The sequence below is a fragment of the Pedobacter sp. N36a genome (genome assembly GCF_014472395.1).
GTDB lineage: Bacteria > Bacteroidota > Bacteroidia > Sphingobacteriales > Sphingobacteriaceae > Pedobacter.
Window position 1 is genome coordinate 41,622 of the sequence record NZ_JACSZW010000010.1, and the last position, 14,932, is coordinate 56,553.

At 38.8% G+C, this 14,932-nt stretch carries 13 protein-coding genes; 11 read left to right on the plus strand and 2 right to left on the minus strand.

The features are described 5' to 3' along the window. The first annotated feature begins 6 nt into the window (after positions 1 to 6). The 4 genes from lepB (at position 7) to H9X96_RS18235 (ending at position 7,767) form a co-directional block, all read left to right on the plus strand. Positions 7 to 1,203, plus strand: coding sequence for a signal peptidase I (gene lepB, locus H9X96_RS18220; protein WP_187667657.1), 1,197 nt, complete (start codon positions 7 to 9; stop codon positions 1,201 to 1,203). 210 nt (positions 1,204 to 1,413) lie between these two features. After that, a complete protein-coding gene (locus H9X96_RS18225; protein WP_255431168.1) occupies positions 1,414 to 2,604 on the plus strand; it encodes an ROK family protein in 1,191 nt (396 codons plus the stop codon). A 100-nt stretch (positions 2,605 to 2,704) separates the two neighbouring features. Then, entirely contained in the window at positions 2,705 to 5,818 is a 3,114-nt protein-coding gene (locus tag H9X96_RS18230) for a SusC/RagA family TonB-linked outer membrane protein (protein ID WP_187667658.1), read from the plus strand. Positions 5,819 to 5,886: 68 nt separating this feature from the next. Further along, on the plus strand, positions 5,887 to 7,767 hold the full coding sequence (locus H9X96_RS18235; protein ID WP_255431169.1) for a SusD/RagB family nutrient-binding outer membrane lipoprotein: 1,881 nt from the start codon (positions 5,887 to 5,889) through the stop codon (positions 7,765 to 7,767). A gap of 70 nt (positions 7,768 to 7,837) precedes the next feature. Here the strand turns inward: H9X96_RS18235 and H9X96_RS18240 are convergent, their stop codons facing one another. Continuing rightward, positions 7,838 to 8,023, minus strand: a complete 186-nt coding sequence (locus tag H9X96_RS18240; protein ID WP_062546955.1) for a CsbD family protein — start codon at positions 8,021 to 8,023, stop codon at positions 7,838 to 7,840. Between the two features lie 141 nt (positions 8,024 to 8,164). Between H9X96_RS18240 and H9X96_RS18245 the strand changes: the two genes are divergently transcribed. Beyond that, positions 8,165 to 8,851, plus strand: a complete 687-nt coding sequence (locus H9X96_RS18245) for a hypothetical protein (RefSeq protein ID WP_187667660.1) — start codon at positions 8,165 to 8,167, stop codon at positions 8,849 to 8,851. Positions 8,852 to 8,933: 82 nt separating this feature from the next. Here the strand turns inward: H9X96_RS18245 and acs are convergent, their stop codons facing one another. After that, the gene (acs, locus tag H9X96_RS18250; RefSeq protein ID WP_187667661.1) at positions 8,934 to 10,826 is read right to left on the minus strand and encodes an acetate--CoA ligase; all 1,893 of its coding nucleotides are present in this window, start codon (positions 10,824 to 10,826) and stop codon (positions 8,934 to 8,936) included. A 413-nt stretch (positions 10,827 to 11,239) separates the two neighbouring features. Here acs and H9X96_RS18255 point away from each other — a divergent pair, with 413 nt between their 5' ends. The 6 genes from H9X96_RS18255 to rimO all read left to right on the plus strand — a co-directional run bounded on the left by H9X96_RS18255 (position 11,240) and on the right by rimO (position 14,927). Continuing rightward, a complete protein-coding gene (locus H9X96_RS18255; protein ID WP_187667662.1) occupies positions 11,240 to 11,677 on the plus strand; it encodes a hypothetical protein in 438 nt (145 codons plus the stop codon). Between the two features lie 186 nt (positions 11,678 to 11,863). Continuing rightward, positions 11,864 to 12,097, plus strand: coding sequence for a 50S ribosomal protein L28 (rpmB, locus tag H9X96_RS18260; protein WP_039866682.1), 234 nt, complete (start codon positions 11,864 to 11,866; stop codon positions 12,095 to 12,097). Positions 12,098 to 12,137: 40 nt separating this feature from the next. After that, positions 12,138 to 12,320 carry a 50S ribosomal protein L33 gene (rpmG, locus tag H9X96_RS18265; protein ID WP_008242799.1) on the plus strand — a complete coding sequence of 61 codons (183 nt, stop codon included), beginning with the start codon at positions 12,138 to 12,140 and terminating at the stop codon, positions 12,318 to 12,320. Positions 12,321 to 12,358: 38 nt separating this feature from the next. Beyond that, complete coding sequence (locus tag H9X96_RS18270; RefSeq protein WP_082461406.1) at positions 12,359 to 12,517, plus strand: DUF4295 domain-containing protein; 159 nt, start codon at positions 12,359 to 12,361, stop codon at positions 12,515 to 12,517. A 71-nt stretch (positions 12,518 to 12,588) separates the two neighbouring features. Beyond that, positions 12,589 to 13,551, plus strand: coding sequence for a signal recognition particle-docking protein FtsY (gene ftsY / locus H9X96_RS18275; RefSeq protein ID WP_187667663.1), 963 nt, complete (start codon positions 12,589 to 12,591; stop codon positions 13,549 to 13,551). A gap of 41 nt (positions 13,552 to 13,592) precedes the next feature. After that, positions 13,593 to 14,927, plus strand: a complete 1,335-nt coding sequence (rimO, locus tag H9X96_RS18280; protein ID WP_187667664.1) for a 30S ribosomal protein S12 methylthiotransferase RimO — start codon at positions 13,593 to 13,595, stop codon at positions 14,925 to 14,927. The last annotated feature ends 5 nt before the right edge of the window (positions 14,928 to 14,932 follow it).

The following is a 14,932-nucleotide window of genomic DNA, read 5'->3' on the forward strand; positions in this document are numbered from 1 at the left end:
AAAAGTATGAATTGGAAATTCTGGCAAAAGAATAAAGATGCCAAGCCAGGTAAGAAAAAGACTAAAAGCCGTGAATGGTTCGATGCCATTTTATTTGCGGTAATAGCAGCCACCATCATCAGGGTGTTTTTCATTGAAGCCTATACTATTCCTACCGCCTCGATGGAAAGGTCGCTTTTAGTTGGCGATTTCTTATTCGTGAGTAAAGTGAATTATGGTGCAAGGATTCCGATGACACCAGTTGCCTTTCCTTTCGCCCACCATACGATGCCAATTACTGGGACTAAAGCGTATTGGGATGGCGTACAATGGAAATTCCGTAGGTTACCTGGTCTTTCTGACATTAAAAGAAATGACGTAGTGGTATTTAATTATCCGCAAGGAGATACGGTCGCTGTAGAATATCAGGATCAGGATTACTACCAACTGGTGCGTTCTTTAGGATGGAAACAGGTGAATAGCCAGTTTACCATTGTGAGCAGACCTGTAGATAAAAGAGAGAATTATATCAAAAGATGTATTGGAATTGCCGGTGATACCATCAGCATGAAAAGCGGTTTGGTTTACCTGAATGGCAAGGCTGATCCACTAAAAAACACTGGACAGATTTCTTATGAGGTAGTTTTTAAAACTTCAGATGTGAACTTTAAGGTGTTTGAAGATATCGGATTTAATGTTTCTGAGGAAATTTCTGCGATCGGTCAAAATAATTACCAGTTTACAGGTACTGCTGAAATGTTGGATAAGGTGCGCAAACTGGATTTTGTACAGTCGGTGAAAGAGATTACAGAGCCTGCAGGTAAAAGAGATCCGGACATTTTTCCTTTTGATCAGAACAGAGATTGGAACGTCGATAATTTCGGTCCAATCATTATTCCTAAAAGGGGCTGGACGGTTAAATTGGATAGTGTAACGATGCCGCTTTATGAAAGAAGCATTCGTATTTATGAAGGAAATAAAGTAGAGAAATCTGGTAAAGGATGGTTGATCAATGGCGTTGCTGCGGATAGCTATACTTTCAAAATGGATTACTACTGGATGATGGGTGATAACCGCCATAGATCTGCGGATTCCCGTTACTGGGGCTTTGTACCGGAAGATCATATCGTAGGAAAAGCATTGTTCATCTGGATGAGCTATGATACTAACGGATCATTCTTTAGTAAGATCAGATGGAATAGGTTGTTCAGAGGAATCAACTAATTTTACTAAGCTATTTTTATGGACGGCTGATGCATTGCATCAGCCGTTTTTTATTTTATTCTTTCTTGGCATAAATAGCTCTTTAAAGCGCTAAAGCGAACATACGTTTCCATCTTTTGTGTATAAGTACATGTTACTTTAAAAATAATTTAATAAGTATGCTGGTTTTAGAATAAAATATTTTAAGTTTGATTAACTAAACTAATAACTTTGACTGCCAGCGTAAAAAAATATCATCAGTTAAGGACCGATGTGATCAAGCATTTGTATTACAGTAAGATGTTAACACTTACTGAACTAAGTCACTTGACGCATAAAAGTCTACCGTTAATCACCAATGTGGTGAATGACCTGGTAGAAGACGGATATATTTTAGAACATGGACTGGCCCCGTCAACCGGAGGCAGAAGAGCATTAACCTTCCTTTTAAATCAGGATAAGCAAAGATATATTGTGGCCGTTGCCATGGATCAATTGGTTACTCAGGTGGTCATTTACGATTTATTGAATCATGCTCGTACGGAACCTGAATTGTTCAAGCTACCCCTTAAAGAAGGTCCGGCAATTACTCAAACTTTAATCAAGTTTCTGAAAGACTACATCTCCCGTTCCGGAATTCCTATTGAACAGATACTTGGGGTGGGTATTGGTATGCCAGGTTTTGTAAATGCAGCAGAAGGCATAAATCACAGCTTCTTTAAAGTTGAAGGAGAGAGAAGTTTAAACAAACATTTAATTAAAGAATTGGGCTTGCCTGTATTCATCGACAATGATTCAAGTATGATCGCATTATCCGAATTGAAATTCGGTGCAGGTAAGAACTTGAAAGATGTTATGGTAGTCAACATCGGTTGGGGAATTGGTTTGGGGATGATCATCAATGGGAGCTTGTTTAGAGGACATAGCGGTTATGCTGGAGAATTCAGTCACATTCCATTGTCACAGAGCAATAAATTGTGCTCTTGTGGGAAACGTGGATGCCTGGAAGTAGATACCTCTTTATTGGTATTGGTGGAAAGAGCAAAAACTCAAATTGCCGAAGGAGTGAGTTCCAGTTTGGAACAACTTTTCTTGGACGATAGTAAATTACATGGAGATCATTTTTTGGAAGCAGCTAAAGCAGGGGATCCTTTAGCTGTGTCTATTCTGGCAGATGCCGCTTTCCTTATCGGAAAAGGACTCGCCACCTTAATTCACATTATCAATCCAGAATTAATTGTATTGGGCGGAAGAGGCGCATTAGCAGGAAAAATGATGATGGCGCCAATTCAACAGGCCATTCATGAGTTTTGTATTCCAAGACTCGCAGAACAGACGGAAATTAGAGTATCAGAATTGAATGCTGATTCCGGGCTTTTGGGAGCTGCAACACTCGTTATCGAGAACTGTAATTTTAATTAATATATAATAGAGTTTTTTAGTCTAGGGATAAGCTAAAAGCTTTTAAATGCAACAGGAGTATCAATAATTAACCAAATTTTAACAATTAAATCTTTACAAGATGAAACAGATGTACTTAAAGTGTATGGCCGTTTTGTTATTAAGCGTAATAACAATAACTGCTTATGCGCAACAAAAGGTTACCGGAACGGTAACGGAAAAATCAGGGTCGCCCATCCCTGGTGTAAGTGTCACAGAAAAGGGCTCTAAAAATGGAACTTCAACTAATGCAGATGGAAAGTTCAGCATTACTGTTAAGCCAGGTGCTACATTAGTGTTCTCTTCTATTGGCTTAAGCTCAAAAGAGGTAAATGTCGGGAATTCGGCAAATCATAATGTCGTTCTTCAGGACGATGAGAACAAATTAAATGAGGTAGTCGTTACTGCTTTGGGTATTAAAAGAGAAAAGAAATCTTTAGGATATGCCATGCAGGAAATTAAAGGAGAATCTTTGGTAGAAGCTAGAGAACCGAATCTTGTAAACGCATTGTCAGGTAAGGTGGCTGGTTTACAAATTACCCGTTCTAGTAGTGGTCCGGCTGGTTCATCTAAAATTACGTTAAGGGGTAACAACTCACTGACTGGTGATAACCAACCTCTAATTGTGGTAGACGGTGTGCCAATGGAAAATTTCACAGGTGCTAAAAACAACGATTTTTCTAATCCTGGTTTGGATATGGGTAACGGTTTAGCCGATATCAATCCGGAAGACATCGAAAGTATGTCGGTGCTTAAGGGACCTTCAGCTTCGGCACTTTATGGATCAAGAGCAGGTAACGGAGTCATCTTAATTACCACAAAATCAGGAAAAGCGCAAACTGGCCTGGGAATCACAGTAACTTCCTCTTTAGGAATTGAAAGTATATTGACCGGCCCTGATTTGCAAAGTTCATTCGGACAAGGTGAAAATAGTATTTTTAAAAATATCTCAAATGGAAGCTGGGGACCTAAAATCGAAGGTCAAATGGTTACAAAATGGAATGCTGAACAAGCACCACTTCAAAGCTTTGATAACATCGGGAATTATTTTCAAAATGGGATTTCATTAAATAACGGGATTTCATTCCAGCAGCAATTTAAAGGAACGTCTGTATATACGTCCTTAAATCGTGCAGATGATAAAAGTATTATTCCTGGCGTTAAATTGACCAAAACAAATTTAACGGCAAGAGCTGTGAGTAAATTTGGAAAGGACGACCGTTGGACAACAGATACTAAAGTTCAGTACAGCAATACCAACGCAGAAAACAGGCCTTTATTGGGTTCAAGAAGTGAAAATGCTTTTGCTGCAATTTATAACTTGCCAAGATCAATCGATATTCGCGACTTTAGCGATGCGAAAAGAGCAGATGGCACCATGTTGTGGTACGGTGGAGGAAATCAGATTAACCCTTACTGGGCACGTCAATATAACTTGAATCAGGATATTAGAGATCGTTTCTTAATGAACGGATCATTAAAATATCAATTCAATAACTGGTTAACTGCGGAAGTAAAAGGTGGTGCTGATTTGTATACGACCAACACGGAGGCTAAGGTTTATGGGGGTAGTCCGATCGTGTCTACAGGAAGATACAGTACAGGTAAGAACACCTTCCAGGAAACCAATTTCAGTACCTTAATCACTGCTAAACAAGATAATTTATTTAGCAAATTCGGTGGTGTGCTGACTTTGGGTGGAAACTTAATGTCTAGTAAACGTTCTGGTATAAGTGCAAGCTCAGGTGAATTTGTTGTGCCAGACTTTTTCTCGCTAAACAACGGTGTAAACAATCCAACTGTAAACGAAGATTTCAGTAGAAAAAAAATCAACTCGATCTATGGATCAGGACAGCTTAATTGGGATCAGTATTTATTCCTGGATGTGACCTTTAGAAATGACTGGACTAGTACTTTGAACAACAACAACCGTTCTTATTTCTATCCATCGGTGAGTACTTCATTCGTTTTTTCTGACATGATTACTAAAGCAGGAGGTACATTGCCGTCCTGGATGAGCTATGGTAAACTTAGAGCTTCTTATGCTGAAGTAGGGAATGATTTAGGTGCTTATCAGCTATATAATACTTATGTAATCAGTAAGGATCCGAATGGAAATACGGTGGCTTCGAGAGATAAAGTTTTAAACGATCCTAATGTTAGAAGTGAGCTGATTAAAGCATTTGAAGTAGGTGCAGAGATGAGGTTTTTCGATAGCAAATTTGGCTTCGATATTGCTTATTATAAATCAAATGCAACCAGACAATTATTGGAGATAGGCTTGGATCCACTAAGTGGTTATCAGAAAAAAAGGGTAAATGCTGGTGATATTCAGAATACTGGATTTGAGGCTATGGTAGATGCCAGAGTGATGTCAAATCAAGATGGTTTGAATTGGAATATGTTGCTGAATTTCTCTAGAAATAACAATACCGTTAAAGCTTTAACTCCTGATATTAGTGAATATGGTCTAGGTGGTTATGATGATGTATTTGTTTTAGCAGTGACCAATCAAAAATTCGGAGAGATTTATGGCAGCAAATACCTTAGAGTAGAAGATGCGGCCAGCCCTTTTAATGGTCAATTAATTCTTGACGCAGACGGTTTGCCTCAAAGAGGTGCGCAAAAAACAAGATTAGGTAATCAGCAGGCAAATGCTTTACTGGGCTTTACCAATAGTTTTGCTTATAAAGGATTTGGATTGTCATTCCTTGTAGACGCGCGTTTCGGCGGTCAAATTTTTTCTGGAACTAATGCTGCAATGCAGGAAAACGGAACTTCAGCAGTTACAGCTCCTAATGGTTTAAGAGAAAATATGGTAGTGAATGGTGTAATCTTAAATGGTAGTGGTCAATATGTTCAGAATAGCACTGCAGTAACTCCTGAAAGATATTGGGCTAAAGTTCATAGCTATGGAAACCTTGGAATTGGGGAAGAAAATATTTATAATGCAACTAACATTCGTTTAAGAAATGTTCAGTTAAATTATTCTTTTCCAGCTAAATTCTTAGCTAAAACACCTCTTCAACGCGCAAAAATTGGTGTTTCCTGCAATAATGTATGGTTAATTTCAGGTGATATGAATGGTGTTGACCCGGAGTCTGTATACGCAACAGGTAGCAATGCTACTGGATTTGAAAATTTCAGTGCACCAACGACACGGACATTTTTATTTAACTTAACACTGGGCTTCTAATTTTTTAACAAAGGACATTTCCTTTATAAATCAAGATTCTGATGAAAACAATTATAAAAACCTCATGTATGCTTTTAACAACAACCTTGTTATTCGCATCATGTAAAAAATTCGAACAAATCAATGTAAGCCCTGTCGCCGCGACAGGTGATCAGGTACAAACTGAATATTTCATTAATGGCTCTATTATTGGTGCCCAGATGAACCCTGATATAGCAGAGCGTTCATTTATCCTTTACTGGAAAACTGCAGGGCATCAGCATAGTAATGGTGGGCTTTCTTCAGGCTCTTATAATGATGGCTGGACCAGCGCGTATTATGATAAGGTCGCTGTATGGTTAAATAGTGCCAACACCGCAATCCAAATTGGTGAGGAGCAAATTGCAAAAGGAACAGCAAAAGCTTATACCCCTAATCTGATACAGGTGGCAAGAATCTGGAGAGCTTACTTAATGAGTGAAATGACAGATAATTTTGGACCAATTCCTGTTAAGGCCTTTAGTGGGACTAACCCTGAATTCTCCGATGTAAAAACCATCTATTATTACCTGTTGACTGAATTAAAAGAAGCGAGTACCAAGCTTGATGTAGCTGTTGCAAATACGGATGCATTGAAAAAACTGGATCCTGCATATGCCTACGATTATGCAAAATGGAGAAAGTATGCAAACTCTATGCGTATGCGTTTAGCGATGAGGTTATCTGAAGTAGATGCTGAAAAAGCTAAAACTGAATTTGAACTGGCAGCAGCAGGAAGTGATTTCATTAAAGTAACTGATGAGACTTTCCAGGTAGCAGAGAGACCAGGATGGGATGACCTTACTGGCGTAATGAGTAGAGAATGGAACCCACAATTTATCTCTGCATCTTTAAATAATATTTATTTAGGCCTTGGTGGGATTAAAACAGAAACTCAGCTTGGCGCAAGTTATTTATCAGCGATTAAACCTGCAGATTACCTGGGCTTAAAATTTGATGATCACTTTACCTCTAAAACTAATAACCCATCTGCCGGATATTGGTTTGATGGTCTTCCAAATGTAATTGATCCACGTGCTTATAAAACGTTTATCATTCCAGGCGATTTCTCTAATGCTAATTTTAACTCCTATCCTTCCTGGACTACTGATGCTAAAACGACCACCAGAAATCTAATGAGTGCCACAAATACAGTGGTAAAAACAATTGATGCTAAAAATACCTGGAATGCTTCCAATACTGGCGACTGGGGTGCAAAAGGAACAAAAAATGAGGTGAGAGCCTATGAAGGTACGATGCCGCGTCTGTCTAACCAATTTAGAGCAAGTACCAGCAAACGTATTTTCTTTGCACCATGGGAAACCTATTTCCTATTGGCTGAAGCAGCTGAGCGTGGATGGGCAACACCAATGGGTGGAAAGTCTGCATATGAGGCTGGTATCCGAGCTAGTTTTGAGTATTGGGGTGTAAGCAACTCAGTTGGTAATTACTTGACATCTGAGGACTTCAATAGAGTAGGTACATCAGTAAATTGGGATCACATCACAGAACCTCCTGCAAGCCATGCTATGAATTACATTAATGGATACACAAATGAAGCAGGAGTTGCTAACGTTTTGTACCCGGTAAATAACCTGTATAAAAATGGTGCAGTTAAAAATGACCGCTTAACAAAAATCATTACGCAGAAATTTATTGCGCAAACACCTTGGCTTCCACTAGAAGCTTGGAATGATCAAAGACGTTTAGGATTACCTTTCTTCGAAAATCCAGCGATCGAAAATGTATTGCCTAACTTACCGGCTTTAAACAGCGGTAATTATATGACAAGTAACGTTAAGTTCTTCCCTCAACGCTTGAGATATCCTTCAAGTTTGCAAACGACTAACAAACCTGGTTACCAACAGGCAGTAACTGCTTTAGGTGGACCTGATGAAGTGTTGACTCCATTATGGTGGGCCAAAAAATAAGCCAACCTTAATACTGAAAAACCCTGCAGATCTTAGATCTGCAGGGTTTTTTTGTGTTCACGGATATTCGTTATAATGATTTTATCCAGGTCACCAGTTCATCGCGGGTCTTGCCTGTTTTCTGCTGTAATTTTCCATACATTTCATCTTCTTTACCTTCTTCGTACTTCAAATCGTCGTCGGTTAAATCGGCGTAAGCTTGTTTTACTTTTCCTTTAACTTCGTTCCATTTTCCTTTTAATTCCAACTTATCCATAACTCTTTTTTTTAATGATTAACAATAAATAGATACCTAAAGAACAGCTGCAAAAAATATTTGTTTGATTTTATGTAACCTTTTGGGCTTTTCGATCATCTTCTGTATAGAAATTTCCTGACCACTAAACACCACAACCTGATGAAAAAACTCATTTATTTACTCTTATTTACCACATGTATGACCCAAACGTCCTGTACGATGATGATCAAAGGACTCGTTAAAAAGGTAGTCAAGCATTACGACGATCATATTGATATGAACGTATCTTCCTTCCAGCTGATAGATAAAAAGGGAAAAGTGCAGTCTTTCGCAGACCTGTATGCCGGGAAGACCGTTTACTTGTATACCTGGGCAGATACGAGCAGTCGCCCCCCGCATGATAAAAATTACAATGACCTGAAAGCGCGTTTCGCTCCTTATCCGGATGTGGTGTTTGTAGATTTATTTATTGGATCAAATGAAAAATCATGGCTGGATTTTGAAAAGAAAAAGCCGGGGACAGATCAGTGTTTTCTGGTTAAAAGCGGAGCTTCCGAAAAATTCCTGTCGGACTTAGAAGGATCTACTGTTGTTCCATTTATTATAGGAAAAGACGGGAAAATGCTGGCCTTTAAGGCACCTAAACCACAAGATAAGATCTTAGTGGATTATGTGCTTTTCGAGGCCAGGGAAGGCATAGATGGCAGTACTTCAGCGAAAAAATTGATCAAAGGGGTGAACAGCCAGCAAAAGTTCAAAACTGAAGCGCTGAACAATTGGTATAAGCAGCATTTTAACGTGACTGAAATAGATAAATTGTCTTTTGGAGCTTCCTCCACTCAGTAGCATATTTAACTTAAAAAAAGGCCAGCTTAGATTTTTTTCTAAGCTGGCCTTTTGAATAGGTTATTTTTTAAGACCGAGGTGGTTATTTCTGAGATTTTTCGACGATCTCATCTACAACGGCTGGATCCAGCAAGGTGCTGATGTCTCCAAGATTGCTGATGTCGCCTTCCGCGATTTTTCTTAAAATGCGTCGCATGATTTTACCTGATCTTGTTTTAGGTAATCCGCTTACAAAAAGAATTTTATCGGGTTTAGCAATGGCACCAATTACACGGGTTACGGTTTGTAAGATGTCTTTACGGGTAAGATCTGCATCATTGTGGATATTAGGGAAAATAACAAAAGCATAGATACCTTGTCCTTTTACCTCATGCGGGAAGCCGACTACTGCACTTTCCACTACACCTGCGTGCATATTGATGGCGTTTTCAACTTCCGCAGTGCCAATACGGTGACCGGATACGTTGATCACGTCATCTACTCTGCCCGTGATTCTATAATAACCATCTTCATCTCTTAAGCAGCCATCACCAGTAAAGTAAAGGTTTTCATAAGTAGAGAAATAAGTCAGTTTACAGCGCTCATGATCACCATAAGTGGTTCTGAGCATCCCTGGCCATGGAAATTTGATACAAAGGTTACCATTCACACCATTTCCTTCAATTTCTTTTCCGTTTTCATCCACTAGGATCGGTTGAATACCCGGTAATGGTAAGGTAGCGAAACTAGGTTTTGTTGGGGTTACGAACGCAATAGGAGAGATCATGATGCCACCAGTTTCTGTTTGCCACCAGGTATCTACAATCGGACATTCTTTTTTTCCAATGTTTTCATCAAACCAATGCCATGCTTCCTCATTGATGGGTTCTCCTACGGAGCCCAATACGCGAAGAGAACTCATGTCGATGCCGTTTAAAGGCTCTAGTCCGAAGCTCATCAAAGAACGGATCGCCGTTGGCGCAGTATATAAGATATTTACTTTATGTTTTTCTACCACCTGCCACATTCTGGAAGCATCTGGATAAGTAGGGATACCTTCAAACATCAGCGTGGTTGCACCTTGAGAAAGCGGGCCATACACGATGTAAGAGTGACCGGTGATCCAGCCAATGTCAGCAGTACAGAAAAATACTTCGTCTTTCTGGTAATTAAATACGTTAGAGAAAGTATATCCCGCATAGACCATATAACCGCCAATGGTATGTACTACACCTTTTGGTTTACCGGTAGAGCCGGAAGTATATAAGATGAACAACAGATCTTCGGCATCCATTTCTTCTGCCGGACAGTTGGTGTCTACTAGCTTAATTTCATCTTCCCACCAGATGTCGCGGCCTTTCAGCATGGATACTGGTGTTCTGGTATGGGTTAAAACGATCACACGTTCTACGGTTGGACATCCGATCAGGGCATCATCAATTACTTCTTTCAATTGAATCTGCTTGTTTCCTCTGAATGCACCATCAGCAGTGATCACGACCTTACATTCCGCGTCATTGATCCTGTCGGCAATAGATTTGGCAGAAAATCCACCAAAAACTACGGAGTGTACTGCACCAATACGGGCACAGGCCAATACGGCAACGGCAAGTTCCGGCACCATTGGCATGTAAATACAGACACGGTCGCCTTTTTTAACACCATTCTTCTTCAGCACGTTTGCGAAGCGGCAAACTTGCTCATGCAGTATTTTATAACTTAAGGTAATGCTGTCTTTTGTTGGGTCGTTAGGCTCCCAGATAATGGCTGGTTTATCCCCATTTTCTGCCAGATGACGGTCTAGACAGTTTTCTGTGATGTTTAATTTAGCGCCCTCGAACCATTTGATGTTTGGTTCTGAGAAGTTCCAGGATAGTACTTTATCCCATTTCTTTCTCCACAAGAAATTATCAGCGATCCCTGCCCAGAATTGTTCAGGTTGGTCCACGCTCAACTTATAAGTTTCTTGATACTCTTCAATCGAATTAATTTGCATGATTTGGTTTATGTCAACAACTAAAACTCAAATATAACTTTATTCGGTTCTTGTCAAAATTTTAATATGATGTTTTAGACTTGTTTTTTATGTGATTTTTGTAAGAAAGGCGGAATATTGATGCTTTTATTGTAATTTATTGAAGATGTAATGGGAAATTTTAAGTCTGAACGCAAAGCTTTGCGTAATTCATTAAATGTAGGCATTTAATTGCTGGAATTGTGAGTTAAGCTATTGATTTACTGTCGGTATGGCGGGGGTTGATTGCTGGTCGGCGGTGACTTTCCCATGAACTACCTATTTTTGAAAAAATAGGTATATATAATAGTTACATTATAGGATATGAAATTTGTTCCACTATTTTTAAACTAAAGGCGATTTCAATTGTCTATTCCTTATCTAACCTGTCAGATATGAGCAAACAGTTGTACGATCAGATTTCAGGGACGTTAAGAAGGGCGGAACTGGCGAACCAACATTACCAGACGGAATCCTTAAAATGGAATCTCGATCCGCATAAGTCTGCGCATCAGGAAATGAGAGCAGCCTTGAAAGAAATCTATGAAGTACGGATTCCGCTGAGGATTGTATCGATGATGAAAGCCATCGCGCTTCCAGGGTTAAATGAATTGATTTTACATGAAGTACTGCATCCTGAACTTCATACTTTTCAACCGGCTTATGGTGTAACACCAACATTATACCATTTAGAAGAATATAAAACAGTTTGGTTACAGCAATTGGGAACTGAGGAAAAGCCTGAACTGATCCATTATATGAACGATTTGCGGAGATATGTCTTACAATTTGAAAACCTATTGGGTGATTTAGAAGAATCTGTCGCTTCGTAATCCGTAGAAATGTTGTATATTGCACCCCGAGAGCATCCAGGGTAGGGATCTGGGCAGCAGTCCGTAACACGCTGTAAATAAATTCAAAATATTTTAGATACCTACTTGATGATTACAAATATTTTATTGATATTTGCACACTCTTAAAAAAATTAAGAAAACATAATTAACACTATATTTAAAGGCATGTCTAGAGTTTGTGATTTAACCGGAAAAATGGCAATGACAGGTTTTAATGTTTCTCACTCAAACGTTAAAACTAAGCGTAAGTTTTATCCCAACTTACAACTTCAGAAATTTTATATTCCTGATGAGGATCGTTGGATAACCCTGAAAGTTTCTACTTCAGCTATCAAAACCATTAATAAAATTGGTATTACTGAGGCGATCAATCGCTTCATGAAAAAAGGATATTTGTAAATAACATTGGTTGATGTGAATCGACCTTAAGATTAATAAAATGGCAAAAAAAGGTAACAGAGTACAAGTTATTCTAGAGTGTACGGAGCATAAAACTAGTGGCATGCCTGGTATGTCTAGATATATCTCTACTAAAAACCGTAAAAACACTACTGAGAGATTAGAATTGAAAAAATTCAATCCAGTTTTGAAAAAGGTAACTGTACATAAAGAAATTAAGTAATACATTTAGTATTTAACTAAATACAATCTATTTAGATCATGGCAAAAAAGGTAGTTGCAACCCTTAAAACGGGAAAAGGTAAAGAATATTCGAAAGTTATTACGATGACTAAATCACCTAGAACAGGTGCATATTCTTTCAAAGAAGTTATTGTTCACAACGATCACGTTCAAGATGCTATTGCATCCAAAAAATAATTTTAATATTTAATTATATTAAAGCCGTCCCTTTTAAATGGGAGGGCTTTTTTTGTTTAATTAGACATTGTATGGGTTTATTCGATTTTTTCAAGAAAAAGGAAACTGCTCCCGAAGCGCAGGAAGCTCTAGACAAGGGTTTAGAGAAAACTAAAGAGGGCTTTTTGAGTAAAATCACGAAGGCCGTTGCGGGGAAGTCGACAGTAGATGATGATGTGCTCGATAGTCTTGAGGAAGTTTTAGTGACTTCCGATGTTGGTGTAACCACCACCCTAAAAATTATTGACCGTATTCAAGCTCGTGTAGCTAAAGACAAGTATTTATCCACCTCAGAACTGCACCGTTTGCTACGCGATGAGATACAATTGATGCTTTCTGAAAACAACAGCAATGACTTCCGTAAGTTTGAATATGGACAGCATAAGCCTTATGTGATCATGGTAGTTGGTGTAAATGGGGTAGGTAAAACTACGACTATTGGCAAACTCGCCCATAAACTGAAAGCTGAAGGGCTAAGTGTAGTTTTAGGTGCAGCCGATACCTTCAGAGCAGCCGCAGTAGAACAGATCAAACTTTGGGGAGAACGTGTTGGCGTAAGAGTAGTGGCACAGGCAATGGGTTCCGATCCTGCCTCTGTAGCTTACGATACTTTGCAGTCGGCAGTTGCCAATGGCGAAGATGTAGTGATCATTGATACTGCCGGACGTTTACACAATAAAATCGGCCTGATGAATGAATTGGGCAAAATCAAACATGTGATGGAAAAGGTAATTCCTAATGCACCGCATGAAATATTATTGGTATTGGATGGTTCAACAGGACAAAATGCCTTTGAACAATGCAAACAGTTTACTGAGGCGACCGACGTAAATGCATTGGCCATTACCAAACTGGATGGTACCGCTAAAGGTGGTGTCGTGATTGGGATTTCTGATCAGTTTAAAATCCCAGTAAAATATATAGGCGTTGGCGAAAGCGTAAATGACCTGCAATTATTTGACAAAAAAGCATTTGTAGACAGCTTGTTTAACTAGTTTTTAGTTCAGCAGAAGAATTCTACTCCAAATAAAAAATCATGAATACAAAAACCACATCTAAAATCATTCCCGTTAAAAAACCTAAAATCAATGTAATTACTTTGGGTTGTTCTAAAAACCTTTACGATTCAGAAGTTTTGATGGGGCAGCTTCGTGGCAATAGCATGGATGTGGTCCATGAATCCGATAAAATGGGGAAAGATGATATTGTAGTCATCAATACCTGCGGTTTTATCGATAATGCCAAGCAAGAATCTATTGATACGATTTTACAATATAGTGAGCTGAAAGAGGCTGGTAAGATTTCCAAGGTGATTGTAACCGGATGTCTATCTGAAAGGTACAAACCAGAGCTGGAATCAGAAATCACCAATGTAGATGCTTTCTTTGGTACCAACGATCTAAACAATATCTTACATTCATTAGGTGCAAATTATAAGCATGAACTGATTGGAGAAAGGTTATTGACCACTCCTTCTCATTTCGCTTATTTTAAAATTGCAGAAGGCTGTAACCGCCCATGCTCTTTCTGTGCCATTCCTTTGATGCGTGGAAAACACGTTTCCAGAGATATGAATGAACTGGTAAATGAAGCAAAAATTTTAGCAGCTAATGGGACAAAAGAATTAATTCTGATTGCACAGGATCTGACTTATTACGGTTTAGACATTTACGGAAAACGTAATCTGGATGAATTGTTAAGACGTCTTTCTGATGTCAATGGAATCGAATGGATCAGGCTGCAATATGCTTATCCTTCAGGTTTCCCAATGGAGATTTTAGATGCAATGAACGAACGTGATAACATCTGTAAATACCTGGATATGCCTTTACAGCACATCACAGATAACATGCTGAAATCTATGCGTCGTGGTATTACGAAACAAAAAACCATTGATATTGTGAACCAAATCAGAGATAAAGTGCCTAATATCGCTATGCGTACTACTTTAATTTGTGGTTATCCAGGCGAAACAGAAGCAGATTTCGAAGAGATGCTAAGCTGGGTGGAAGATACCAGATTCGATAGATTAGGTTGTTTCACTTATTCTCATGAAGAAAAAACTCATGCCCATGACCTGGTTGATGATGTACCTGCAGAAGTAAAACAGGAGCGTGTAGATGCCATCATGGAATTACAGCAAGGGATTTCTTATGAAATCAATCAGGAAAAAATCGGTCATACCTATAAAGTATTGGTAGATAGAAAAGAAGGTGATTTCTTTATTGGAAGAACTGAATTTGACTCTCCTGAGGTTGATAATGAGGTTTTAATTGATGCTAAAACAGGTTATGCTGCTAATGGAAGCTTCGTAAATGTGAAGATTGACAGAGCTGAGGATTTCGATCTATATGGACAAATTGTAAAATAAATTTG

What these genes read in the sequence shown, in the direction of transcription:
- ftsY (WP_187667663.1), top strand. Translation starts at nt 12,589, where the DNA reads ATGGGTTTATTCGATTTTTTCAAGAAAAAGGAAACTGCTCCCGAAGCG.
- H9X96_RS18255 (WP_187667662.1), top strand. Translation starts at nt 11,240, where the DNA reads ATGAGCAAACAGTTGTACGATCAGATTTCAGGGACGTTAAGAAGGGCG.
- H9X96_RS18235 (WP_255431169.1), top strand. Translation starts at nt 5,887, where the DNA reads ATGCTTTTAACAACAACCTTGTTATTCGCATCATGTAAAAAATTCGAA.
- rpmG (WP_008242799.1), top strand. Translation starts at nt 12,138, where the DNA reads ATGGCAAAAAAAGGTAACAGAGTACAAGTTATTCTAGAGTGTACGGAG.
- lepB (WP_187667657.1), top strand. Translation starts at nt 7, where the DNA reads ATGAATTGGAAATTCTGGCAAAAGAATAAAGATGCCAAGCCAGGTAAG.
- H9X96_RS18270 (WP_082461406.1), top strand. Translation starts at nt 12,359, where the DNA reads ATGGCAAAAAAGGTAGTTGCAACCCTTAAAACGGGAAAAGGTAAAGAA.
- H9X96_RS18230 (WP_187667658.1), top strand. Translation starts at nt 2,705, where the DNA reads ATGAAACAGATGTACTTAAAGTGTATGGCCGTTTTGTTATTAAGCGTA.
- rimO (WP_187667664.1), top strand. Translation starts at nt 13,593, where the DNA reads ATGAATACAAAAACCACATCTAAAATCATTCCCGTTAAAAAACCTAAA.
- H9X96_RS18245 (WP_187667660.1), top strand. Translation starts at nt 8,165, where the DNA reads ATGAAAAAACTCATTTATTTACTCTTATTTACCACATGTATGACCCAA.
- acs (WP_187667661.1), bottom strand. Translation starts at nt 10,826, where the DNA reads ATGCAAATTAATTCGATTGAAGAGTATCAAGAAACTTATAAGTTGAGC.
- rpmB (WP_039866682.1), top strand. Translation starts at nt 11,864, where the DNA reads ATGTCTAGAGTTTGTGATTTAACCGGAAAAATGGCAATGACAGGTTTT.
- H9X96_RS18240 (WP_062546955.1), bottom strand. Translation starts at nt 8,023, where the DNA reads ATGGATAAGTTGGAATTAAAAGGAAAATGGAACGAAGTTAAAGGAAAA.